21 protein-coding genes and 1 riboswitch are annotated in these 22,844 nt (G+C 76.0%); of the genes, 2 read left to right on the top strand and 19 right to left on the bottom strand.

What is annotated here, in order from left to right:
* Position 1: 1 nt before the first annotated feature.
* Positions 2-1,435 (bottom strand): APC family permease, encoded by a 1,434-nt coding sequence (locus FHN55_RS05455; RefSeq protein ID WP_139711245.1) that lies wholly within the window; start codon positions 1,433-1,435, stop codon positions 2-4.
* 101 nt (positions 1,436-1,536) lie between these two features.
* A complete protein-coding gene (locus tag FHN55_RS05450) occupies positions 1,537-3,693 on the bottom strand; it encodes a type IIA DNA topoisomerase subunit B (protein ID WP_139711244.1) in 2,157 nt (718 codons plus the stop codon).
* A gap of 250 nt (positions 3,694-3,943) precedes the next feature.
* Here FHN55_RS05450 and FHN55_RS05445 point away from each other — a divergent pair, with 250 nt between their 5' ends.
* On the top strand, positions 3,944-4,174 hold the full coding sequence (locus tag FHN55_RS05445; RefSeq protein ID WP_139711243.1) for a hypothetical protein: 231 nt from the start codon (positions 3,944-3,946) through the stop codon (positions 4,172-4,174).
* 28 nt (positions 4,175-4,202) lie between these two features.
* The gene (locus tag FHN55_RS05440; protein WP_139711242.1) at positions 4,203-4,688 is read left to right on the top strand and encodes a DUF456 domain-containing protein; all 486 of its coding nucleotides are present in this window, start codon (positions 4,203-4,205) and stop codon (positions 4,686-4,688) included.
* Between the two features lie 86 nt (positions 4,689-4,774).
* Here FHN55_RS05440 and FHN55_RS05435 read toward each other — a convergent pair whose 3' ends face one another.
* The 17 genes from FHN55_RS05435 to FHN55_RS23210 all read right to left on the bottom strand — a co-directional run bounded on the left by FHN55_RS05435 (position 4,775) and on the right by FHN55_RS23210 (position 21,948).
* Positions 4,775-6,397, bottom strand: a complete 1,623-nt coding sequence (locus FHN55_RS05435; protein ID WP_373995702.1) for an RNA polymerase sigma factor — start codon at positions 6,395-6,397, stop codon at positions 4,775-4,777.
* 319 nt (positions 6,398-6,716) lie between these two features.
* Positions 6,717-7,079 carry a universal stress protein gene (locus FHN55_RS05430; protein ID WP_139711240.1) on the bottom strand — a complete coding sequence of 121 codons (363 nt, stop codon included), beginning with the start codon at positions 7,077-7,079 and terminating at the stop codon, positions 6,717-6,719.
* A gap of 131 nt (positions 7,080-7,210) precedes the next feature.
* Positions 7,211-8,395, bottom strand: coding sequence for a homoserine O-acetyltransferase (locus FHN55_RS05425; RefSeq protein WP_139711239.1), 1,185 nt, complete (start codon positions 8,393-8,395; stop codon positions 7,211-7,213).
* Positions 8,392-9,705, bottom strand: a complete 1,314-nt coding sequence (locus tag FHN55_RS05420) for a bifunctional o-acetylhomoserine/o-acetylserine sulfhydrylase (RefSeq protein ID WP_139711238.1) — start codon at positions 9,703-9,705, stop codon at positions 8,392-8,394. Before FHN55_RS05420 ends, FHN55_RS05425 begins: the two co-directional genes overlap by 4 nt.
* Positions 9,706-9,763: 58 nt before the next feature.
* A riboswitch (SAM riboswitch) is annotated at positions 9,764-9,879 on the bottom strand.
* A 71-nt stretch (positions 9,880-9,950) separates the two neighbouring features.
* Entirely contained in the window at positions 9,951-11,171 is a 1,221-nt protein-coding gene (locus FHN55_RS05415) for a DUF4192 domain-containing protein (protein WP_180357663.1), read from the bottom strand.
* Between the two features lie 124 nt (positions 11,172-11,295).
* Positions 11,296-11,721 carry a YkvA family protein gene (locus FHN55_RS05410; protein WP_139711236.1) on the bottom strand — a complete coding sequence of 142 codons (426 nt, stop codon included), beginning with the start codon at positions 11,719-11,721 and terminating at the stop codon, positions 11,296-11,298.
* Positions 11,718-12,455 carry a hypothetical protein gene (locus tag FHN55_RS05405; RefSeq protein ID WP_139711235.1) on the bottom strand — a complete coding sequence of 246 codons (738 nt, stop codon included), beginning with the start codon at positions 12,453-12,455 and terminating at the stop codon, positions 11,718-11,720. Before FHN55_RS05405 ends, FHN55_RS05410 begins: the two co-directional genes overlap by 4 nt.
* 3 nt (positions 12,456-12,458) lie before the next feature.
* The gene (locus FHN55_RS05400) at positions 12,459-13,175 is read right to left on the bottom strand and encodes an NUDIX hydrolase (RefSeq protein WP_257570719.1); all 717 of its coding nucleotides are present in this window, start codon (positions 13,173-13,175) and stop codon (positions 12,459-12,461) included.
* Positions 13,172-14,872 (bottom strand): CTP synthase, encoded by a 1,701-nt coding sequence (locus FHN55_RS05395; RefSeq protein WP_139711234.1) that lies wholly within the window; start codon positions 14,870-14,872, stop codon positions 13,172-13,174. The genes FHN55_RS05400 and FHN55_RS05395 overlap by 4 nt, the downstream gene beginning before the upstream one ends.
* 96 nt (positions 14,873-14,968) lie before the next feature.
* Positions 14,969-16,735, bottom strand: a complete 1,767-nt coding sequence (gene recN, locus FHN55_RS05390; protein ID WP_139711287.1) for a DNA repair protein RecN — start codon at positions 16,733-16,735, stop codon at positions 14,969-14,971.
* A 5-nt stretch (positions 16,736-16,740) separates the two neighbouring features.
* The gene (locus tag FHN55_RS05385; protein ID WP_139711233.1) at positions 16,741-17,724 is read right to left on the bottom strand and encodes an NAD kinase; all 984 of its coding nucleotides are present in this window, start codon (positions 17,722-17,724) and stop codon (positions 16,741-16,743) included.
* Positions 17,721-18,536 (bottom strand): TlyA family RNA methyltransferase, encoded by an 816-nt coding sequence (locus tag FHN55_RS05380; protein ID WP_139711286.1) that lies wholly within the window; start codon positions 18,534-18,536, stop codon positions 17,721-17,723. The genes FHN55_RS05385 and FHN55_RS05380 overlap by 4 nt, the downstream gene beginning before the upstream one ends.
* A gap of 38 nt (positions 18,537-18,574) precedes the next feature.
* The gene (locus FHN55_RS05375) at positions 18,575-18,778 is read right to left on the bottom strand and encodes a hypothetical protein (RefSeq protein ID WP_139711232.1); all 204 of its coding nucleotides are present in this window, start codon (positions 18,776-18,778) and stop codon (positions 18,575-18,577) included.
* Positions 18,775-19,518 carry a hypothetical protein gene (locus FHN55_RS05370; RefSeq protein ID WP_139711231.1) on the bottom strand — a complete coding sequence of 248 codons (744 nt, stop codon included), beginning with the start codon at positions 19,516-19,518 and terminating at the stop codon, positions 18,775-18,777. Before FHN55_RS05370 ends, FHN55_RS05375 begins: the two co-directional genes overlap by 4 nt.
* 81 nt (positions 19,519-19,599) lie before the next feature.
* Positions 19,600-20,685, bottom strand: coding sequence for an HAD-IIA family hydrolase (locus tag FHN55_RS05365; RefSeq protein WP_218974373.1), 1,086 nt, complete (start codon positions 20,683-20,685; stop codon positions 19,600-19,602).
* Entirely contained in the window at positions 20,678-21,088 is a 411-nt protein-coding gene (locus FHN55_RS05360) for a tetratricopeptide repeat protein (RefSeq protein WP_139711230.1), read from the bottom strand. Before FHN55_RS05360 ends, FHN55_RS05365 begins: the two co-directional genes overlap by 8 nt.
* Positions 21,089-21,144: 56 nt before the next feature.
* Positions 21,145-21,948 (bottom strand): hypothetical protein, encoded by an 804-nt coding sequence (locus tag FHN55_RS23210; RefSeq protein ID WP_257570718.1) that lies wholly within the window; start codon positions 21,946-21,948, stop codon positions 21,145-21,147.
* Positions 21,949-22,844: the final 896 nt, after the last annotated feature.

Below are 22,844 nucleotides of genomic sequence, written 5' to 3'. Positions count from 1 at the left end.
GTCAGCCCTCCAGGCGAGCGGGGTCCTCGACGCGCGTCGCCAGCCCCTGGCGCCTGCGGTGGAGCCAGGTGAAGAACCACAGCACCAGTCCGAGCGTGAGCAGCGCGGCGGCGATCTGGTACTGGGTGGCGTCGCGCGGCGTCAGCGGCGTGACGAGGTAGAGGCAGATCGCGGCCCCGAGCCACGGGAGGAACGTCGGGGTCTTGAAGTGCTGGTGCTCCACCCGGTCCCGGCGCAGCACGATGACCGCCACGTGGACGACGGTGAAGACCGCCAGCAGGAGCAGCGAGGTGGTGCCCCCGAGGTTCTTCACCACGGAGGAGTCGGGGTTGGCCGTCGCCAGCCACGACACGACGCTGATGAGGACCATCGACAGCGAGGTCGCGAAGAGCACCGCGGTCCAGGGCGTGCGCCGCCCGCGCAGCACACGCCCCAGGAAGCGCGGCAGCACGCCCTCGTGGGCCATGCCGTAGAGCAGCCGGGACGCCATGAGCATGTTGAGCAGGGCGGTGTTGGCCACGGCGAACATCGTCACGAGGGCGAAGATGCCGATCGGGAAGCCGGGGGCGCCCGCGGAGACCACCTGCAGCAGCGGGGTGTCCCCCTCGGAGAGCTGGTCCAGCGGGACCACGGCCACGGAGATGATCCCGACGAGCAGGTACAGCACCATGGCGGTGCCGAGCGCCGCGAACATCACCTTGGGGAAGGTGCGGGAGGGGTCGCGCGTCTCCTCGGCCATGTTGACCGAGTCCTCGAAGCCGATGAGCGCGAAGAACGCGAGGGCGGTGGCGGCGGTGACGGCGGTGAAGGCCGACTGGTCGTCGGGCAGCTGCAGCGACGCGGCCCGGGACAGGTCGCCCTGACCGCCGAGCAGCGCGTAGGCGCCCACGACCAGCACGATGAGCAGGCCGGTGAGCTCGACCAGGGTGAGGGCCACGTTGGTCTTCACGCTCTCCCCGACGCCCCGGAGGTTGATGGCCGCCACCAGCGCCATGAAGAGCAGCGCGACCACGGTGACCACGAGCGCCGACGGAGCCTCGACGCCGAAGAGCTTCATGGTGTTCGAGGAGAAGGCCCGCGACGCCGTCGACGCGGAGGTGATCCCCGAGCACATGACCGTGAAGGCGACCATGAAGGTCACCACGTGGACGCCGAAGGCCTTGTGCGTGTACAGCGCGGCACCCGCCGCCTGGGGGTACTTGGTGACCAGCTCGAGGTAGCTGGAGGCGGTGATCATCGCCACGCCGAAGGCGACGGCGAAGGGGATCCACACCGCCCCGCCGACCTCCGCGGCCACCTGGCCCGTGAGGGCGTAGATGCCCGTGCCGAGCACGTCACCGATGATGAACAGCAGCAGGAGCTTGGTGCCGAGCGCCCGCTTGAGCTCGGGGCGTCCCGTCTCCTCCTGCGCGGTCTGCGAGGCCGTCGTCGCCATCGCGACAGAGTGGCGCGGTGGTCCCGCGACCGCCAGGCGAGACCACCGGTCCGGCCGGACCGCAACCCAGACGTAACAGGCGGCCCCTCGGGCGGCCCGCCTCAGGCGTCGATGCGGTCGGCGTCCAGGCCGGAGGCGCCCTCCACGATGAAGTCCTTGCGGGGCGCGACGTCGTTGCCCATCAGCAGCTCGAAGACCCGCTCGGCCGCCGCGGCGTCGGCGATGCCCACGCGGCGCAGCGTGCGGTGGGCAGGGTCCATGGTGGTGCCGGCCAGCTGGTCGGCGTCCATCTCGCCCAGGCCCTTGTAGCGCTGGATGTCGGGCTTCCAGCGACGTCCCGCCTGCTTGAGCCGGGCCAGCGTGCCCTGCAGCTCAGCCTCGGAGTAGGTGTAGACGTACTCGTTCTTGGCCCGGCCGCTGCCGATGACCTCCACGCGGTGCAGCGGGGGCACGGCCGAGTACACCCGGCCGGCCTCCACCATCGGCCGCATGTACCGGAAGAACAGGGTCAGCAGCAGGGTGCGGATGTGGGCGCCGTCGACGTCGGCGTCGGCCATGAAGATGACCTTGCCGTAGCGGGCGGCCTCGAGGTCGAAGCTGCGCCCCGACCCGGCACCCACCACCTGGATGATCGCTGCGCACTCGGCGTTGCGCAGCATGTCCGCGATCGAGGCCTTCTGGACGTTGAGGATCTTGCCGCGGATCGGCAGCAGCGCCTGGAAGTCGCTGGAGCGCGCGAGCTTGGCGGTGCCCAGGGCGCTGTCGCCCTCGACGATGAACAGCTCGGACTTCTCCACGTCGTTGCTGCGGCAGTCGGCCAGCTTGGCGGGCAGCGTGGAGGTCTCCAGCGCCGTCTTCCGCCGCTGGGTCTCCTTGTGCTGGCGGGCGGTGACGCGGGCGCGGGACTCGGCCACCACCTTCTCCAGCAGCGTGGAGGTCTGGAGCTTGGTGCCCTTGGCGGGGCTCGCGAAGAGCGCCGCCACCTCCTTCTCCACGACCCTGGCCACGATGCCGCGCACCGCGGAGGTGCCCAGCACCTCCTTGGTCTGGCCCTCGAACTGCGGCTCCGCCAGGCGCACGGTGAGGACCGCCGTCATCCCGGCGGTGACGTCCTCCTTGGTGACCGGCTCCTCCTTGGCACCCACCTTGAGCTTGCGGGCGTTGTCGGTGATGGCCTTGCGCAGCGCCTTGAGCAGGGCGTTCTCGAAGCCGCCGACGTGGGTGCCCCCCTTGGGGGTGGAGATGATGTTGACGAAGCTGCGCAGCTCGGTGTCGTAGCCGGTGCCCCAGCGCAGCGCGACGTCGACGCCGCACTCGCGCTCCACCTCCTGGCTGACCATGTGCCCGCGCTCGTCGAGCATGGGCACGGTCTCCTTGAACCGGCCCTCGCCCTGGAGGCGCCAGGTGTCGGTGACCGGCGGGTCGGTGGCGAGGTGGTCGACGAACTCCGTGATGCCGCCGTCGTGGCGGAACACCTCCTCGTGGGGGGCGTCCTGCCCGGGGGTGCCCGTCAGACCGCGCTCGTCGCGGATCCTCAGCGTCAGGCCCGGGACCAGGAACGAGGTCTGGCGCGCCCGGGTGACGAGCTCGTCGTAGGAGAACGCCGCCTCCTTGAGGAAGATCGTCGGGTCAGACCAGTAGCGCACCCGGGTGCCGGTCCGCCCGCGCCGCACCTTCCCGGTGACCCGCAGCTCGGAGGCGTCCGTGAAGGGCGTGAAGGTGCTGGTGGGCGACGGCGACGGCGCCGACCCGGTCGACGGGTCGGCGAAGGTGCCGGGCTCTCCCCGGCGGAAGCTCATCGCGTGGGTCTGCCCGCCCCGGTCCACCTCGACGTCGAGGCGGGCCGACAGGGCGTTCACCACGCTGGCGCCCACGCCGTGCAGACCGCCGGAGGCCGTGTACGAGCCGCCGCCGAACTTGCCGCCGGCGTGCAGCTTGGTGAAGACCACCTCGACACCGGTCAGGCCGGTGCGGGGCTCGACGTCGACCGGGATGCCGCGCCCGTCGTCGCGGACCTCGACCGAGCCGTCGGCGTGCAGCACCACGTCGATGTGGGTGCAGTGCCCGGCCAGGGCCTCGTCGACGGAGTTGTCGATGACCTCCCACAGGCAGTGCATGAGGCCCCGGGAGTCGGTGGAGCCGATGTACATGCCGGGGCGCTTGCGGACCGCCTCCAGGCCCTCCAGCACCGACAGGTGGCGCGCGGTGTAGTCGCCACCACCAGCGGTCGGGGCGGGGCGCTGAGGGGTCGAGGTCACCCGAGGAGCCTAACGAGGGGCACCGACAGCGCGGTGCGCTTCGCCGAGGACCCTCCCGGGGTCCTGCCCGGTGCTCGCAGGACGGCGGCGCCGGATGCACCGATCCGGTTACGCGCACGGCGAAAGGGTTGCGTCCACCCGCCGGGAAGCACCGGGGCGTGGTTCGATGCTGAGACTGGTGGACGCCAGCCGGCGTCCACCACCGGTCCTGGCGCCAGCCCGGACCACGAGGCACTCGGAAGGGGCCACAGTGACCGCTGTCCTGACGACTCCGCCCATCACCGCTGCCGAGCGGTGCGACCGCTGTGGGGCGCAGGCCTACGTGCGCGTCCTCCTGGCCTCCGGCGGCGAGCTGCTCTTCTGCGCCCACCACGGGCGTGAGCACTCCGCCCGGCTCCGTGAGGTCGCGGCCGAGATCCACGACCAGTCCGACCGGCTCACCTCCTCCACCCCGGCCTCCGCGCCGGCCGAGGAGCGCTGAGCCCCACCCGCGCCCGAGGGCGTCGGCGGTGAGCGTGGTCACGCTCGTCGCCGGCGCCCTCGTCGTCGTGGGGCTGGCGGGCATCGTCCTGCCCGTCCTGCCCGGCAGCCTGCTCGTCGGCCTCGGCGTGCTCGTCTGGGCCGTCGCCCAGGGCACGCTCGGCGGCTGGCTGGTGTTCACCGCGGCCGCGGTGCTGCTCGCGTGCGGCTGGGCCACCTCCTACGTGTGGACCGGGCGCCGCCTGCTGGCCGCCGGGGTCCCCACCCGCTCGCTCGTCGTCGGGGCGCTGGCCGGTGTGGTGGGGATCTTCGTGATCCCCGTCGTCGGCCTCCTGGTCGGCTTCTGCGCGGGCCTGTACCTGGCCGAGGCGGCCCGCCTCGGCTTCGGGGCGCCGTCGTGGCGCTCCACGCAGCTGGCGCTGAAGACCGTGCTGCTCTCCATCGGCGTGGAGCTGGCGCTGGCGCTGGTAGCCGCCACCGTGTGGGTGGTCGCCGCCTGGAACGCCGCCACCTGACCCCGGTCGCGCCGCCGGACGGCGCTGACGACGGCGAAGCCCCCTCCCGCTGAGCGGGAGGGGGCTTCGCCGTGCGCGGGACGACCTCAGTCGAGGTAGTCGCGCAGGACCTGCGAGCGCGACGGGTGCCGCAGCTTGCTCATGGTCTTGGACTCGATCTGGCGGATCCGCTCGCGCGTGACGCCGTAGACCTTGCCGATCTCGTCCAGGGTCTTCGGCTGGCCGTCGGTGAGGCCGAAGCGCATGGAGACCACGCCCGCCTCGCGCTCGGACAGGGTGTCGAGCACCGAGTGCAGCTGCTCCTGCAGCAGCGTGAAGCTCACCGCGTCAGCGGGGACCACGGCCTCGGAGTCCTCGATGAGGTCACCGAACTCGCTGTCGCCGTCCTCGCCCAGCGGGGTGTGCAGGGAGATCGGCTCACGGCCGTACTTCTGGACCTCGACCACCTTCTCGGGGGTCATGTCCAGCTCCTTGGCCAGCTCCTCCGGGGTGGGCTCGCGGCCCAGGTCCTGGAGCATCTGGCGCTGCACGCGGGCGAGCTTGTTGATGACCTCGACCATGTGCACCGGGATGCGGATGGTGCGGGCCTGGTCGGCCATCGCGCGGGTGATCGCCTGGCGGATCCACCAGGTGGCGTACGTGGAGAACTTGTAGCCCTTGGTGTAGTCGAACTTCTCCACCGCGCGGATCAGACCGAGGTTGCCCTCCTGGATGAGGTCCAGGAAGAGCATGCCGCGACCGGTGTAGCGCTTGGCCAGCGACACCACGAGGCGCAGGTTGGCCTCGAGCAGGTGGTTCTTGGCGCGGCGGCCGTCGTGGGCGATCCACTGCAGCTCGCGCTTGTACGCCGGGTCGAGGGTCTCGTCGGAGGCGAGCTTCTCCTCGGCGAACAGGCCGGCCTCGATGCGCTCGGCGAGCTCGACCTCCTGCTCGGCGTTGAGGAGGGCGACCTTGCCGATCTGCTTGAGGTAGTCCTTGACCGGGTCGGCGGTGGCGCCGGCGGAGACGACCTGCTGGGCGGGAGCGTCGTCGTCGTCGGCGTCGGAGACCACGAAGCCGGTGTCGGAGTCGGCCTCGCTCTTGGCGGGGGCCGGAGCGGCCTCCTCCTCCTCGGCCTCGGTCTCGACGTCGGCAGCGGCCTCGGGCGTCTCGTCGGCGACCTCGATGGCGGCGTCCGCCTCCGCGTCCTCACCCACGAGCGCCTCGACGTCCTCGGGGTTCTCGTCCTCGGGGGCGTCGTCCTCGGGGGCGTCCTTGGAGGGAGCCGACTTCGCGGGGGCCTTGGCCGACTTGGCGACGGCGGGCTTCGCGGCGGCCTTGGCCTTGGGCTTGGCGGCGGCGCGGGGCTTGGGGGCGGCTGCGCCGTCCCCGTCGGCCTCCAGCGTCGCGGTGGCCGAGGCGGCGCGGCGGGAGGTGGCGGCGGCCACCGCGCGGGCCGGGCGGGGCTCCTCGCCCTCGTCAGCGGCCTGGGCGGCGGCGCGGGTGGTGGTGGGACGGGCGGCCGGGGCGGCGGGGCGGGCGCTCTTGGCGCGGGCGGGGCGCGCCGGCGCGGCGGGCTGCTCGACGACGACGGTGACCTCCGCCGCCTCCAGCGCACGCAGCACGGCCTTCATCCGCTTCATGGGCACCTGCGCGTCCTCGCAGGCGGTGCGCAGCGACGCGGCCTGGACCGAGCCGTTCGCGGTGCCCTCCCGCAGGAGCTCCTGCAGGCTGGGGTGGCTGAACTCCGGCGGGAGCGTGGGCGTGGAGACCGACGACACGGACTGCCTTTCGTCGACTGCGGATCTCGGACTGGGGGCGGTCGCACCGCCGTACAGGGTTCACAACGCCCGGGGTGCCGTCCTGCTTCCCGGGCCGACCCGGAACAGGGCATGCGTCGCCGAGGACCTTGGCAAGCATTGTGCCACGCCCGGGGCGTCCTGAGGACCCCCACCCCGCTCGGACCCGCGAACGCGCAGGACTGCGCCCGTTCGGACGCGGCAGGGCCCCGGCANNGCCGGGGCCCTGCCGCGTCGGGGGCGACCCGCCTCAGGACGCAGCGGGCTTCACGGTGATCACCGGGCAGGGCGCCTCCAGCAGGATGCGCGTGGCGTTGGCCCCCAGGATCAGCTTCCCGACGCTGGAGCGGCGGCGCAGGCCGATGACCACGAGCTCGGCGCCCTCCGCAGCGGTGATGACCTCCTCCGCGGCGTCGCGCAGCGGGCCCGGCGGCACCACCTCGTGCTCGACCTCGAGCGCGGCGAGCGCCGCGTCGAGCTCGGCGGCGGGCATCGGCTCTCGGCCGGTGTCGACCACGAGCAGGGACGTGCCCCGCAGGGTGGCCTCCTGCGCCGCTCGGGCCAGCGCGGCCCGTCCCTCGTCGGTCCCGGCGAAGCCCACGACGACCGCCATCGCACCCCCATCACTCCCCCGCCGCTGACGGGCAGCCGACGGACACGGCGCGTCTCGCCGTGGGGCGAACCTACCCACCCCCGGCGGGGCGGCGTGAACCAGCGCGCACCGGCGCACCACGACCGGGCTGCTCAGGAGCTGAAGAGCTCCGCCGCGACCTTGGCGATGGCGTCGCTCTCGATGAGGAAGCCGTCGTGCCCGTAGGGCGAGGCGACCACGTCAAGCTCCGCCCCGGGGACGCCGTCGGCCAGCTCCTGCGACAGCGAGACCGGGTACAGCCGGTCGGTGTCGACGGCGACCACGCGGGTGCGCGCCGTGACGCGCCCGAGCGCGGCCGCGGTGCCCCCGCGGCCGCGGCCGGCGTCGTGGCTGTTCATGGCCTCGGTGAGCACCACGTAGGAGCCGGCGTCGAACCGGCGGACCAGCTTGTCGGCGTGGTGCTGCAGGTAGGACTCCACCGCGAAGCGCCCGCCGCCGCCCAGCGGCTGCTCCCCCGGCTGGGCGGACCTCCCGAAGCGGGCGTCCAGCTCGGCGGCGGAGCGGTAGGTGGTGTGGGCCACCATCCGCGCCAGCCCGAGCCCGCGGTGGGGACCCTGGCCGGGGGCGGCGTCGTGGTAGTCCCCGCCGTTCCAGCCCGCGTCGGAGCGCACCGCCGCCAGCTGGGGGGCGCACCAGGCGATCTGGTCGGCGGTGGCCCGCGCGGTCGTGGCCACGGCGAGCAGCCGCTCCACGCGCTCGGGGTGGGTGACGGCGTGCTCGACGGCGCGCATGCCGCCCATCGAGCCGCCGACCACGGCCGCCCAGCGCCGCACCCCGAGAGCGTCCGCCAGCGCGACCTCCGCGGCCACCTGGTCGCGGATGGTGAGGTAGGGGAACCGGCTGCCCCACGGACGGCCGTCGGGCGCCGTCGAGGACGGGCCGGTGCTGCCCTGGCAGCCGCCGAGCACGTTCGGCGCGACGACGAACCAGCGGTCGGTGTCGATGGCCAGCCCGGGGCCGACCAGCTCCGACCACCAGCCGGGCGTGGGGTGCCCGGGCCCGGCCGCACCGACGACGTGGCTGTCGGCCGTCAGCGCGTGGCAGATGAGCACGGCGTTGTCGCGGGCGGCGCTCAGGCGCCCCCAGGTCTCGTAGGCGAGCCGCACCGCGGGCAGGGACCCTCCGGCCTCCAGCTCGAGCGGGCCGAGGTCGGCGAACAGGCGGTCGCCGACCGGGTCCCCCTCGCGCCAGCCTCCGCTGACCGGCAGCGGCTGCGGCGCGGGGCGCGCAGCCGGGCCGGTGGCGGTGGGGCCCTGCCCGCGGGCGGCGCCGCTCATGCGCCCTTCGCGGCGGTGAAGCCGGCCTCGAGGTCCGCGATGATGTCCTCGATCCCCTCGAGCCCGACGGCCAGCCGCACGAGCCCGGGGGTGACCCCGGCGACGCGCTGCTGCTCCTCGGACAGCTGGCTGTGGGTGGTCGAGGCCGGGTGGATCACCAGGCTGCGGACGTCACCGATGTTGGCGACGTGGCTGTGCAGCGACAGCCCCTCCACGAAGCGGCGCCCGGCCTCGGCGCCGCCGTCGACCTCGAAGGCCACCACGGCGCCGACGCCCCGGGGCAGGAGCCGCTGCGCGCGCTCGTACCAGGGGCTGGAGGGCAGCCCGGCGTAGGAGACCGAGAGCACCTCGGGGCGCTGCTCGAGCCACTGCGCCACGCGGGTGGCGTTGGAGACGTGCCGCTCGATGCGCAGGCTGAGGGTCTCCAGGCCCTGGGCGATGAGGAAGCTGTTGAACGGGGCCAGGGAGGCGCCGAGGTCGCGCAGCAGCTGCACGCGGGCCTTGAGGATGTAGGACAGGTTGGCGCCGAGGGCGCTGCCCACGCCGAGGTCGCGGGCGAAGACGAGGCCGTTGTAGCTGTCGTCGGGGGTGGTGAAGCCCGGGAACCTGTCGCCCTGGCCGTAGTCGAAGCGCCCGCCGTCCACGATGATCCCCGCGATGGCGGTGCCGTGGCCGCCGAGGTACTTGGTGGCCGAGTGCACGACGACGTCGGCGCCGTGCTCCAGCGGGCGCAGCAGGTAGGGGGTGGCCACGGTGTTGTCGACGACGAGCGGCACGCCCACCTCGTGCGCGACCCCCGAGACGCCCGCGATGTCGAGCACGTGGGAGCGGGGGTTGGACACCGTCTCCGCGAAGAACGCCTTCGTGCGGTCGGTCGACGCGGCCCGCCAGGCGTCGAGGTCGTCGGGGTCGTCCACGAAGGTGACCTGCACGCCCAGCTTGGGCAGGCTGCGCCGCAGCAGGTTGTAGGTGCCCCCGTAGAGGGCTGCGCTGGCCACCACGTGGTCACCGGCCTCGGCGACGTTCAGCAGGGCGAGGGTCTCGGCGGCCTGCCCCGAGGAGACCGCGAGGGCGCCCACGCCGCCCTCGAGGGCGTTGACGCGCTGCTCCACCACGTCCGTGGTGGGGTTCATGATGCGCGTGTAGATGTTGCCGAACTTCTTGAGGGCGAACAGGTCCGCGGCGTCCGCGGCGTCGTCGAAGACGTAGGACGTGGTGGAGTAGATCGGCAGCGCCCGGGCGCCGGTGGCGGCGTCGGCCGTCTGGCCGGCGTGGATCTGCTTCGTCTCGAAGGACCAGCCGTCGTTCACAGGAGTCTCCCCTGACCTCGGGGCCAGGGCGCGACGGGCTGGCGCCCGCCGGGCCCGTGGCCCGCGCTTGCCGCTGCCCCGGACGGGGAGCGGCCAGGTCATCACCCGGGGCACCCCACCGCGGGCGGGGGTTGCCGGCCAGCGAGCCGGGGCTTGGCGCTGGCGCTCATGACCTGCTCGGAGGATAGGCAGCGCCACGGCGGCACTCCACCGCGTCTCACCATCTGGACGCCTCGACCACCCCCTCAGCCCTGTCCGGCGGCGTCCGCCGAGACCGGGCTGGCGGCCGGAGCGCCCTGTCCGCGCGCCGGCGGGGGCAGCCCGACGCCCACGGCCTGCAGCACCAGGGCCGACAGCGAGTGCTGCGGGTCCAGCTCCAGCGCCGCCTCGGCCCAGACGCCGGCCGCCGGGGCGGACCCCGAGCACCAGGCGACGTAGGCGGCGCAGCCGGTGGCGGCGGCTCGCCACGGCCGCGGAGCCCGCCGGGCCAGCTGCTGCAGCACGGCCAGCGCGGCGTCGGGGTCGACCTCGCGCGCAGCACTGCGAGCCGGCACCGGCGCCAGCTCGGGCAGGGCTCCCGGCACCGCAGCGGCGAGCAGCTGGTCGCGCAGGGGCAGCCGCCGCAGGCCGTCGAGGAGCTCGGCGGCGTCGCGCGCCGCCAGCCGCAGACCCGCACCGGGGGCGGCGCCCTCGGCGCCGACCACCCGGCGCCAGGACCGGCGCACGTCCCTGCCGGCCGGTGGACGGCGCTGCGCGAGCGCGGCCAGGGCCTCGGCGACGGCGGGCTCGCCGAGGTCCTCGGGTCCCCCCGGGCCTCCTGGACCTCCCGGGCCTCCCGCGGCCACGGCGGAGCGCAGCCCGCGCTCCCAGCCCTCGCGGTCGGCGGGCAGCACGCGCCCGGCGAGCACCATCTCGGCGGCGACCTGCGTGGCGCCGAGGCGGTCCAGCGGCAGCCCGTCCGGCGGGCAGCACGGGAGGTCGCAGGAGTAGGAGTGCAGCCGACCGCGGTGGAGGAGCCACGGTTCCGGCTCGACGCCGGCGCGCACCAGGGCGGCGCAGACGCGCTCGGCCCGGTCGGACGCGGGGAGGTCCAGCAGCCCGGTCAGCGCCGACGCGGCGCGGGCGGTCGCGGGCTCCGGCCCGCCGTCCCTCGGGCTCGGCACCAGCGCGAGCCCGCGGCGCGGCCACCGCGCAGCGCCCGGCGCTGCGCCGTCGTCCGTGACGACGGCGACGAAGCACCGCCCGGCGCCGTCGGCGACCACGTGGCGGACCAGGGCGTCGACCACCTCGGGGTGGTCCGCCGCGGCCAGGTCCACCCTGCCGACCACGCCGGTGCGCCACCGCGGCGGCCGCAGCGAGACCAGCAGCAGGCTCTCGCGGGGGCGGAAGCCGAGGCTGTGCTCGGCGAGGGAGAGCACCTCGAAGGGGCTGCTGCTCCTGATGACGCTGGTCCTGGGCTGCTCCACGGGTCCACGCTGGCGGGACCGGCCAGCCGGGCGCTGCCCGCGCGGACGGGGTGTGGACAGCGCCGCCCGCGCGCCCCCGCCGGGCCCGCCTGTGGGCGGACGACGAGCGGCGGACCGCGCAGCCTCAGGCGACGACGTCGCCGGGGACCACGTCCGGGCGCCCGCGGCGGCCGCGCCCACCCGTCCGCGACGACCCGCTGGCGCGCTGGCCCGCCTCCCAGGCGAGGAAGGCCTGCCCCTCGGACAGCACCGCTCCGGCGAGCCACGCGAGGACCGCGGCGTCGTCGGCCAGGCCCACCGGGCCGAGCAGGCCCTCCGGCAGCAGGTCGGCCGGGGAGACGACGTAGGCGGCCGAGGCCGCCATGAGCAGCAGGCGGCCGCGCGAGCACCCGGTGTACCGCCCGCTGACCACCGCCGGCACCAGGCGGGGCAGGCTCCCCAGCACCGCGGAGGTGCGGGGCGCACCGCGACGGCGCCCGAGGCGCACCGCCGTCCACAGGGCGCGCGCCGCGCCGGGGGCGCTGCGCGCGCGGCCGGGCTGCGGGCTCACCGGCCCGATCCTCCCGTGACCTCTCCCGCCGCGCCGCGGCGCAGCGGGAAGGCGGAGCGGGCGGCCTTCGCCGTGCGGCGCAGCGCGTAGGCGTCGAGGCCGGCGCCCAGCACGCCTCCCGCCAGCGGCAGGCCGCGACCCAGGCGCGACAGGCCGGAGCGGCCCAGGCGGGACAGGAGCTGGAAGCCGATGGCCTTGTTGAGCACCGCCAGGCCCGGGCCGGCCAGCTGCTTGCGCGCGAGCCGGGTGACCAGGCCGCCGGGGCCGGCGAGCCCGAACTTCGACAGCAGCGCGCCGCCGTCCTCGTCGGCGAGGACGAGCAGCACCGCGGAGCGGACCTCCTCGGAGGACAGGTCGTAGCCGCGCAGCGCCGCCGTGCCCGCCACCGTGCGGGTGGCGATGACGTAGTAGCCGAGCAGGTTGGCCGGCAGCGCCACGGGGAGGGTCACGAAGCCGCCCAGCCCGGTGACGAAGCCGCCGACGGCCGCCGAGCGCGTCGAGGAGGAGACCAGCGCGTCGATGGCGTCCTCGACGTCGGAGTGCTTGCGGCGGGCCGCAGCCGCGGCGTCGGCAGCGGGTGCCAGCGGGCCGGCGCCGTCGATGCCGAGGTCCACCAGGCGGCGCACCAGCTGCGTGGCGGCCTGCGACAGCCGGCCCCCGTCGTCGTGCTGGGCCTTCTCGAGGGCCTGGTCGGCGGCGGAGTCGTCGGCCTTGGAGCGGCGCAGGAGAGGCATGCCCTAACGGTAGGCCCGGTGCTGGGGCCACGGCGCGTCGAGCGGGCGCAGCTCCGACCAGCCGCGCTCGCGCGCCGCCCAGGCGGCCAGCACGCCCGCCACGAGGCTCGGGCTGTTGAGGTCTCCCGCCAGCACGGCGTCGCGGGCGGCCTCCAGCGGCACCCAGGTGGAGACCATGCCGGCCTCCTCGGCCTCGCGGTGGTGGCGCTCGGCCTCGGGCACCGGGGAGAGGTCCCGCGCGAGGAAGAGCCGGAAGGCCTCGTCGGAGCCGCCCGGGGACAGGAACCAGTCGAGCAGCACGTGGTAGGTGCCGGCGCGCAGGTCGGCCTCCTCCGCCAGCTCGCGGGCGGCGGCCAGGTGCGGCGGCTCCCCCGCCACGTCGAGCAGCCCCGCCGGCAGCTCCCACAGGAGGTGCTCGACGGGGTGGCGGTACTGGCGGACGAGGAGGATGCGCTCGTCGTCGTCGAGGGCCAGCACCCCGACGGCCCCGGGGTGGCGCAGCAGCTCCCGCGTCACCGTGCCGGCGCCGAGGGCCCCGCCCGCGACGCCCTCCAGGTCGACGACGTCGCGGACGAGGTCCCAGACGTACCCGCGGTGCAGCACCTCGCTGGTGCGCGGCGCGGCGGTCACCAGCTCGTCGCGGGGGGCGCCGAAGGCCCCGGCGGTGGCGCTGGCGGGCAGACCGCCCCCAGCGCCACCGGTGCCAGCGGCAGGGGTCACGCGGTGACCTCGAGCAGCCGCTCGGAGGCCTGGCGCGCCAGCGCCGCCGCCACGAGCCCCTGGAACAGCGGGTGGGCGCGGTCGGGGCGGGAGCGGAACTCCGGGTGCGCCTGCGTGCCCACGTAGTACGGGTGGACGTCGCGCGGCAGCTCGACGTACTCGACCAGGCCGCGGTCGGGCGAGGTGCCGGAGAACACCAGGCCGGCCTCCTCCAGGCGCCCGCGGTAGGAGTTGTTGACCTCGTAGCGGTGGCGGTGGCGCTCGGAGACCTGGGTGGAGCCGTAGGCCTCGGCCACCACGGAGCCCTCGGCGAGGACGGCGGGGTACAGGCCGAGGCGCATCGTCCCGCCGAGGTCGCCGTCGCCGGAGACGATGTGCTCCTGCTCCGCCATCGTCGCGATCACCGGGTCGGGGGTCCCGGGGTCGAACTCGGTGCTGCTGGCGCCGTCGATCCCGGCGACGTGACGCGCGTGCTCGATGACCATGCACTGCAGGCCCAGGCACAGGCCCAGGGTCGGCACCTGGTTCTCGCGGGCCCACTTCAGCGCGCCCAGCTTCCCCTCGATGCCGCGCACCCCGAAGCCACCGGGCACGCAGATCGCGTCCACCCCGGACAGCTCCCGGCGGGCGCCCTCGGGCGTGGTGCAGGTGTCCGAGGCCACCCAGCGCAGCTGGATCCGCGCGTCGCAGGCGATGCCGCCGGCGCGGATGGCCTCGGTGACCGACAGGTAGGCGTCGGGCAGGTCGATGTACTTGCCGACCAGCGCCAGCACCACGGTGTGGGCGGGGCGGTGCACGCGGCGCAGCAGCTCGTCCCACGCGGTCCAGTCGACGTCGCGGAACGGCAGGTCCAGGCGGCGGACGGCGTACGCGTCCAGCCCCTCGCCGTGGAGCACCTTGGGGATGTCGTAGATCGAGGCGGCGTCCACGGCGTTGACCACGGCGTCCTCGTCGACGTCGCACATCGCGGCGATCTTGCGCTTGACGGACTCCGGCACGGTGCGGTCCGAGCGCAGCACGATGGCGTCCGGCTGGATGCCGATGCTGCGCAGCGAGGCCACCGAGTGCTGGGTCGGCTTGGTCTTCAGCTCACCGGAGGGGCCGAGGTAGGGCACCAGGGAGACGTGCACGAAGAAGCAGTTGTCACGCCCGATCCGCTGGCGCACCTGGCGAGCGGCCTCGAGGAACGGCAGCGACTCGATGTCGCCGACCGTGCCGCCGACCTCGGTGATGATGACGTCGGGCGCCGGCTCGCCGTCGGGCCCGGGCACCGCCTGGGCGCGCATGCGCTCGACGATCTCGTCGGTGATGTGCGGGATCACCTGCACGGTGTGCCCGAGGAACTCCCCGCGCCGCTCCTTGGCGATCACCGTGGAGTAGATCTGGCCGGTGGTGACGTTGGCCGCGGCGTCCAGGTCCACCCCGAGGAACCGCTCGTAGTGGCCGATGTCGAGGTCGGTCTCGGCGCCGTCGTCAGTGACGAAGACCTCACCGTGCTCGAACGGGTTCATGGTGCCCGGGTCGACGTTGAGGTACGGGTCGAGCTTCTGCATCGAGACCCGCAGCCCGCGACCGCGGAGGAGGTGGCCGAGGCTCGACGCCGTCAGACCCTTTCCGAGGGAGGACGCCACGCCCCCGGTCACGAAGATGTGCCGGGTGGTACCCCCGCGCTGACCCTGTGTTCCGCGTTTCGCCACGGGCTGCCAGCCTACCAGCGGACCCGGCCCCTCCCGGGGCCGCTGCTGCGCGGTCACGCGCACGGGCGCACCCGGCGCGCGGCGCCGGGGCGCTCCTCAGCGCTCCTTGGCAGCCGCCACCAGCAGCTCCTCGGCGTGGGCGCGCGCCGAGCCGGACTCCTCCTGGCCGGCCAGCATGCGCGCCAGCTCCACCACGCGCTCCTCGCCGTCCAGCGCGGTGACGCCGCTGACGGTCACCTGCCCGTCCACGGCCTTGGCGACCCGCAGGTGCTGGTCGGCCCAGGCCGCCACCTGGGGCAGGTGGGTCACGACGACGACCTGCCGGTCGCGCGCGAGCCGCGCCAGGCGCCGCCCGATGCCCACCGCCGCCTTGCCGCCCACCCCGGCGTCGACCTCGTCGAAGACGAACGTCGGCACCACGTCGCTGGCGGCCAGCACCAGCTCCAGCGCCAGCATGATCCGCGACAGCTCACCACCGGAGGCGCCCTTGGCCAGGGGCCGCTCCGCCTGGCCGGGCGAGGGCCGCAGCAGCAGGGCCACGTCGTCGGCGCCGGAGGCGCCGAGCCCCGGCAGCTGCTCGCGGTCGCCCGCAGACGGCGCCGCGGGCGACACCTGCACCATCAGCTGCGCGTGCGGCATGGCCAGCCCGGGCAGCTCGGCGGTGGCCAGCTCCCCCAGGCGCTCGGCCGCCGCCGACCGCGCCGCCGTGACCTCGGCGGCCAGGTCGAGCAGCTGGGCCACGAGCACCTCCCGCTCGGCGCGCAGGTCGGCCGTGCGGTCGCCGTCGCCGTCCAGCTCCAGCAGGCGCGGGGAGGCCCGCTCCGCCCAGGCCAGCACCGCGTCGACGCCCGTCGGCGCGTCGTCGTCCAGCGCCGACCTGTCGGCGGTGGCAGCCGGCAGCGCCCGGACCAGCGCGGTCAGCTGGGCGCGCCGGTCCTGCACCGACGCCAGGCGCACCGGGTCGACGTCGACGGCCTCCGCCGCGGAGGCGAGCTCCGCCGCGGCGTCGGCGACGAGGTAGCCCACCTCGGCCAGCTGGTCGGCCAGCGACCCCAGGTGCGGGTCGTGCTCGCGCACCGCCTCGAGGGGCCGGCGCGCGGCCTCGATGAGCGAGGCGGCGTCGGGGGCGTCCTCGGCGAGCGGGTCGCCGGTGAGGGCGGCGTGCGCGAGGGCGGCGGCGGCGCGCAGCTCCTCGGCGTGGTCGAGCCGGTCGGCCTCGGCCGCGAGCGCGCGGTCCTCCCCGGGCTGCGGGGCCACCGCCTCCACCTGGTCGAGCCCGGCCCGCAGCAGCTCGGCCTCGGCGGCGCGGTCGCGGGCGGTGGCCACGATCTCGGCGAGCTCGGCGTCCAGGGCTCCCAGGCGCCGCCAGGCCGCGGAGTAGCGCTCCAGCGGCTCGGCCACCGCGGCGCCGGCGAACCTGTCCAGCGCCTGGCGCTGGCGCGCCGGGGAGCGCAGCAGCACCTGCTCGGACTGGCCGTGGACGGCCACCAGGTCGTCGGCGAGCTCGGAGAGCACCGCCACCGGCACCGAGCGGCCACCCGCGTGGGCGCGGCCCCGGCCGGAGGCGGAGACGCTGCGCGCCACGATCAGCACGTCGTCGTCGAGCTCGGCGCCGGCCTCCTCGGCCCGCCGGGCCGCGCGGCTGCCCGGCGCCACCACGAAGCGGCCCTCCACCACGGCGGATTCCGCGCCGCGGCGCACGGAGCCGGCGTCGGCGCGGGCCCCCAGCAGCAGGCCCAGCCCCGTGACGAGCATGGTCTTGCCGGCGCCGGTCTCCCCCGTGATGACCGTGAAGCCGCCGGACAGCTCCAGCGTGGCGTCGGTGATGACGCCGAGGGAACGGATCCGCACCTCCTCGAGCACGGCCCTCACCCGATCCCGCGGGGCGGGGCGGGTCGGCGCGTGGAGGAGTGGCCGGCCCCGCCCACCCCGCGGTGGCCCGGCCGGCCGGCGTGGTCGTCGGTGCTGCCGTCGTCCGGTCCGCGCCACCCGCCCACGGCCAGGCCGAACTTGGCCACCAGGCGGTCGGTGAACGGGCCGGTGCTGATGTGGGCCAGGCGCACGGGCTCCGGCCCGCGGCGCACCTCGATGCGCGCGCCGGGGTGCACCGGCACCGCCCGGCGGCCGTCGCACCACACCACGCCGTCGGTCTGGTTGCGCTCGAGCACCTCCACGGCCATCACCGAGTCGGGGCTGACCACCAGCGGGCGCGCGAACAGGGCGTGCGCGGAGATCGGCACCATGAGCAGCGCCTGCACACCGGGCCAGACCACGGGGCCGCCGGCCGAGAAGGCGTAGGCGGTGGAGCCGGTGGGCGTGGCCATGACCACGCCGTCGCAGCCGTAGGTGGACACCGGGCGCCCGTCCACCTCGGTGACCAGCTCCAGGACGCGCTCGCGCGCGCCCTTCTCCACGCTGACGTCGTTCAAGGCCCAGGAGGTGGCGCGCACCACGCCGCCCTCGACGATGTCGACCTGCAGCGTGAGCCGCTCCTCCACGCCGTAGTCCCGTGCGGCGACGTGGTCGACGGTGCTCTGCAGCGCGTCGCGCTCGATCTCGGCGAGGAAGCCGACGCGGCCGAGGTTCACCCCGAGCAGCGGGACGCCCGTCCCGTGCACCAGCTCCGCGCCGCGCAGCACCGTGCCGTCACCGCCGACGACGACGACGAGCTCGAGGCCGTCGAGGTTCCCCGGCTGCACCCGGCGCACGTCGGTGCAGTCGGGGATGTCAGCGGCCTCGTCGTCGAGCAGCACCGGCTCGATCCCGGCGGCGTCGAGCAGGGCGACCAGCTGGCGCGCCGCGTCGACGGCGTCCTGGCGCCCGGTGTGGGTGAGCACGAGCACGCGCCTCACGGCGTTCCTCCCGGTCCCTCGGCGACGGCGGTGGCCACGAGCTGCTCGACCTCCTCGGCCGGCAGCGGCTCCCCGCCGCGCAGGTGCACGAAGTACTCCACGTTGCCGCTGGGCCCGGGGAGCGGGCTGGCCGCGCAGGCCAGCAGCCGCAGCCCCAGCTCGGCGGCGGCGGCGACCACCTCCCGGACGGCGGCCGCGCGCAGCGCGGGGTCCCGCACCACGCCCCCCGACCCGAGGCGCTCGCGGCCCACCTCGAACTGCGGCTTGACCATGAGCAGCAGGTCGGCGCCCGGCGCGGCCGAGCGGACCAGCGCCGGCAGCACGAGGCGCAGCGAGATGAAGGACAGGTCGGCCACCACCAGCTCCGGCGCGGGGGCGACCTGCTCGGCGGTCAGCTCCCGGACGTTGGTGCGGTCCAGCACCTCGACGCGCTCGTCGGTGCGCAGCCGCCACAGCAGCTGGCCGTAGCCGACGTCGACCGCGACGACGGACGCGGCGCCGGCGCGCAGCAGCACGTCGGTGAACCCGCCGGTGGAGGCACCGGCGTCCAGGCAGCGCCGGCCCTCGACGGGCACGCCGGTGGCCTCCAGGGCTCCCAGCAGCTTGTGCGCGCCGCGGCTGGCCCAGCCGGCGTCGTCGGCGTCCTCCCTGACGACGACGGCGGCGCTGGCCTCCACCTGCGTGGCGGGCTTGGACGCGACGGCCCCGCCGACGGTCACACGACCGGCGGCCACCAGCTCGCCGGCGTGCTCGCGCGAACGGGCCAGGCCCCGCCGCACCAGCTCGGCGTCGAGGCGCTGGCGTCGCGCCACCGGGCTCACGGCGCGCTCACGGGGTGCTCACGAGGTGGTCACCCGGCGTCGGCCAGGCGCGCGCGCAGCGCCTCGTGCGCCCCCTCGAGCGCGCGCGACGCGGCGAGCGGGTCGGCACCGGGGGCCGCCGCGGCCGCGCGCAGCGAGGCGAGAGCGGCGTCGACGGCGGCGTCCCCGGTGCGGGGCAGCTCGACGGCCGGAGCCGCGCAGTCCGGCGCGGTCTCGGCGGAGGGAGCGGTCACGGCCGCCCGCCGCTGTTCTGCCCGTCGTCCGCTCCGGCGCCGGTCCCGGGAGCGGGCGCAGCGCCCGTGCCGGCGGCCTCGTCCGCGGCCTCGTCCGCGGCCCTGTCGGCGGCCTGGGGGCTGGTCGTCCTGCGGGGCCGGCGCACCGGGGTCACCGTCGACGGCGCCGCCGGTGCCTCCTGCGCGGCCTCGCCGCTCGCGGCGGCGTCAGTGCGGGCCTGGGCGGCGCTCGGGCGGCGCCGCGCCGTGGCCCGACCGGAGGGACGGCGCGCCGGCGCAGCCTCCCCGGCCGCTGCAGCCGTCGTCGTCGTGCTCTCCGGCTCGGCGGGCGACGGAGCGTCGGGGACCGTGGGCGGGCCGGCGGGCGCCGCCGGGCGGGTCGAGTGGGGCGCACCGGCGGGCGGGCGTGCGCCGACGCCGCTGCGGGACGTGGCGCGGGTGCGGGCGGCGGAGGGCCTGCGGGCGGGACGGGACGGGGCGTCGGCGCTGCCGTTCTGCGAGGACGACGACGGAGCCCCGCCCTGGGTGGCGCCTTCGAGGGCGGCGACGCGGCGCTGCAGCCTGTCGACGGAGCGCTTGAGGGCGGCCACCTCCTCGGCGCTGGCCAGGCCGACGGCGACACCGGCGCGCTCGACCTCGCTGCGCACCGCTTCGCGCACCGCCTCGAGCAGGCGCGCCCGGGCGATGGCGGAGAGGTCGTTCGCCGCCTGCGCGTAGCCGCGCAGTCCCTCGAAGGTCATGGCTCCCCTCCCGTGCACCCAGCTGGTGGGCCCTGGTCGGCGCTGGTGCGCCGTCCTCACGCTACCCGGCAGACGCGGTGGTCAGCCCGACGGCTGCTCCCTGCGGCAGCGGACGCTGAGGTCGGCCAGGGCTGCGGCGAGGGCGGGCTCGACCGCCAGCTCCCCGGTGGTGCCCGCACCGGACCCGCTGGAGGCCCAGGCGGCGGCGCAGGCGGCGCGCAGCAGGTCCATGAGGTCCTCCAGGGGCGCGCCAGGGCCGGGTGAGCCGTCGGCGCCGTCGATCCGGGCGCCGGCGAGCCGAACCCGGGCACGGCCGCAGGTCGCGCCGCCCTCCACCGTCCGGGCAGGACTCGGGGCGGGGGCGTGCAGGGCGCCGAGGTCGGGCAGGACGAGGTCGGGCCGCTGTCCCTTGGGGGCGGCGAGCAGGGCCAGGGCGCTGGTGAGGCCGGTGAGGACGAGCGCCCCCGTCATGCCGGAGTTGACCGCGCCCGCGACGTCGGTGTCCAGGCGGTCGCCGACGACGAGGGGGTGGTGGGCGCCGGCGCGCTGCGCCGCCGCGTGGAACAGGGTCGGCTGCGGCTTGCCCGCGACGAGGGGGTCGACGTCGACGGCGTTGCGCACCGCTCCCACGAGGGAGCCGTTGCCGGGGGCCGGCCCGCGCTCGGTGGGCAGCGTGAGGTCGGTGTTGGTGGCCACCCACAGGGCGCCGCCCCGGATCGCGGCGGCGGCGTCGGCGAGGTCGCTCCACCCCAGCTGCCGGCCGAACCCCTGCACGACGGCGGCGGGCTGGTCGTCGGGGCCGACGGGTTCGAGGCCCGCCTCGAGCAGCGCCGCACGGACTCCGGGGCCGCCCACGGGCAGCACGCGCGCTCCCGCGCCGAGCCGCTCCAGCACCAGCTGCGCGGCCGCCTGCGAGGAGGAGGTCACCTCCTCGTCGCGCGCGGCGATGCCGAGCCGTCGCAGGTGGCCGGCGACCTCCTGGGGCGTGCGCGAGGCGTTGTTCGTGGCGTACCCGATCGCGCGCCCGTCGTCGTAGGCGCGGCCGATGGCGTCCACGGCACCGGGGACGGCGTCCTCGCCGACGTAGACGACGCCGTCGAGATCGAAGAGCAGCAGGTCGTGCACCTCGGCCAGCGTGGACGGGGTGGGGTCGGTGCTCTCAGCCACCGGTGGCCTCCTTGCGGGCGCGCAGCGTCGCCCGGACCTGGGTGAGGGAGTCCCGGTACTCGGGACGGTCGGGACGCATGGCGACGGCCAGCGCCAGCTGCTCGGCGGCCTCGGGGAACCGGTCCAGGCGGGACAGGCTCAGCCCGAGGCCGAAGCGGGCGTAGTCGGAGTCGGGCGCGGTCTCGACGAGGGCGGCGAAGGTGGTCGCCGCCTCTCCCACGCGGCCGGCGTCGAACTGGGCGCGCGCCAGCGCCTCGAGCACGCTCGCGGAGCCGGGTTGGTCGCGGTTGGCGCGCTCCAGGAGCACGGCCGCCGCCTCGGCGTCTCCGCTGTCGAGCAGCGCCAGTCCGCGCTGCAGCCACTCGTACGCACCGCCGCTGGGGGCTCCCGGGTCGCTGGACACCCGGCGACGGTACGACGAGAGCCCCGCGGACGGCGCCGCGGGGCTCTCGATCGAACTCAGCTGCGAGGCTCGGAGTCCTCGGAGTCCTCGGCGTCCTCGGCGTCCTCGGCGTCCTCGGCGTCCTCGGCGTCCTCGGCGTCCTCGGCGTCCTCGGCGTCCTCGGCGTCCTCGGCGTCCTCGGCGTCCTCGGCGTCCTCGGCGTCCTCGGCGTCCTCGAGGAGGTCGTACACGACGACGTCGTCCTGCTCGTCCGGGTCGTCACCGGACAGGCGGTCGGCGGCACCGGTCTCCCCGGTGGTGTCGGCCGCCGCGGCCCGCTGCAGCCACGTCTGCGCCTCGCTGTGGCGGCCGGCCGCCTCCAGGGCGTCCGCGTAGGCGGACAGCAGTCGGGCGCGCCACGGCTCGCGGCCCTTGCCCTCCAGCTCCGGTCCCTGCAGGGACACCACCGCCGCTTCGGCCTGGCCGAGGTCCTGCCGGGCACCCGCCGCGACGATCCGCATCTCGATGCGGCCCGCCAGGTCGAGCCGCGCGGCCTCGGGGGTCGCGGCGAGGTCGAGTGCGCGCTCGGGGCGCCCCAGGCCGCGCTCGCAGTCGGCGAGCACGGGCAGGTGCACGTCCGAGCCGGTGAGGCGCCGGGCGGTGCGCAGCTCGCGGAGGGCGTCCTCGAAGCGGCCGGCGGCGTAGGCGGCGAGGCCCGCTGCCTCGCGCACCGACCCGATGCGGCCGGCGCGGCGCGCGGCGGCCGCCGCGTGGGCGTAGGCGGCCTCGGGGTCGCTGTCGAGGAGCCGGCCGGCGGCCACCAGGTGCCGCGAGACGACCACGGCCGTGTCCTTGGACAGCGTCAGCAGGTCCGAGCGCACCTCGCGGTCGAGCTCGGTCCCCGTGATCGTGTCGGGCAGACGCGGCTCGTCGCGGTGCGCGGGACCCCGGCGGGAGGTGGACGGAGCGGTGCGGTCCCTGTCCCACGGGCGTGCAGCGCTCGAGGGGCGGCCCTGGCCGCCGGGTCGTCCGGCGCCGCCGTCACGGCCAGCGAGACGCCCACCGCCGGCGGCGCCCCCGCGAGCAGGACCACCAGTGCGCGACGGCGCACCCCCGCGGGCGGAACCGCCGCCCCACGAGGAGGGACCGGAGCGAGCGGGCGCACCGCTGCGCGGGGCTCCGTACCCGCCGGCGCGCGGAGCGGACCGGTCCCCCGTCCCCGGGCCGCCGGGCCGACCTCCGGCCCGACCACCGGTGGTCTCCTGCGACCCTCCGCGGAACGTGCGTCCCGCTCCAGCACCCCGGGCATCGGACCGCTGCGGCCGCTCAGAGCCCTGGAACCGAGAGCCACCGCTCTGGGGGCGCTCACCGTCGCGGGAGCGGAAGGGCCTGCCGCCACCGCTCTGACGGTCACCACCGCGATCAGCCCCACGGTCAGCCCCACGGTCGTCACGCGCGGGCCGGGGACCGCGGTCGGTCCACGACGGACGCTCGCCCCGCGGGGCGCCACCGCTGCGGCCACCGCCGTACCCGCTGCCACCCGTAGGACGTCCCGCCCCACGAGACGTCCCACCGCGCGGAGCGCCTCCTGGCGCTCCACTGGAGCGGCCGGCGCCAGCACCGCCGCGCGGGGAAGACGTCCCGCGGTCCCCCGAGCGAGAACCGCTCGAGCGCGGGGTCGACGTCCTGTCGTTCCGGCGCTGCTCGTCGTCCTGCACGGGTCCTCCTCGGTTCAGTGGGTGCTCTGGGGCAACGCATCGAGGGGAGTCGTCTACTG

The sequence above is a fragment of the Streptomyces sp. NP160 genome (assembly GCF_006335115.1).
GTDB lineage: Bacteria > Actinomycetota > Actinomycetes > Actinomycetales > Quadrisphaeraceae > Quadrisphaera.
This window is presented reverse-complemented; position numbering and strand designations above follow the sequence as displayed.

Coding starts and splice junctions, on each gene's coding strand:
- FHN55_RS05455 (WP_139711245.1), bottom strand. CDS start 1,435: ATGGCGACGACGGCCTCGCAGACCGCGCAGGAGGAGACGGGACGCCCC.
- FHN55_RS05405 (WP_139711235.1), bottom strand. CDS start 12,455: ATGCCTCTCCTGCGCCGCTCCAAGGCCGACGACTCCGCCGCCGACCAG.
- FHN55_RS05430 (WP_139711240.1), bottom strand. CDS start 7,079: ATGGCGGTCGTCGTGGGCTTCGCCGGGACCGACGAGGGACGGGCCGCG.
- FHN55_RS05370 (WP_139711231.1), bottom strand. CDS start 19,518: ATGACCTTCGAGGGACTGCGCGGCTACGCGCAGGCGGCGAACGACCTC.
- FHN55_RS05425 (WP_139711239.1), bottom strand. CDS start 8,395: ATGAGCGGCGCCGCCCGCGGGCAGGGCCCCACCGCCACCGGCCCGGCT.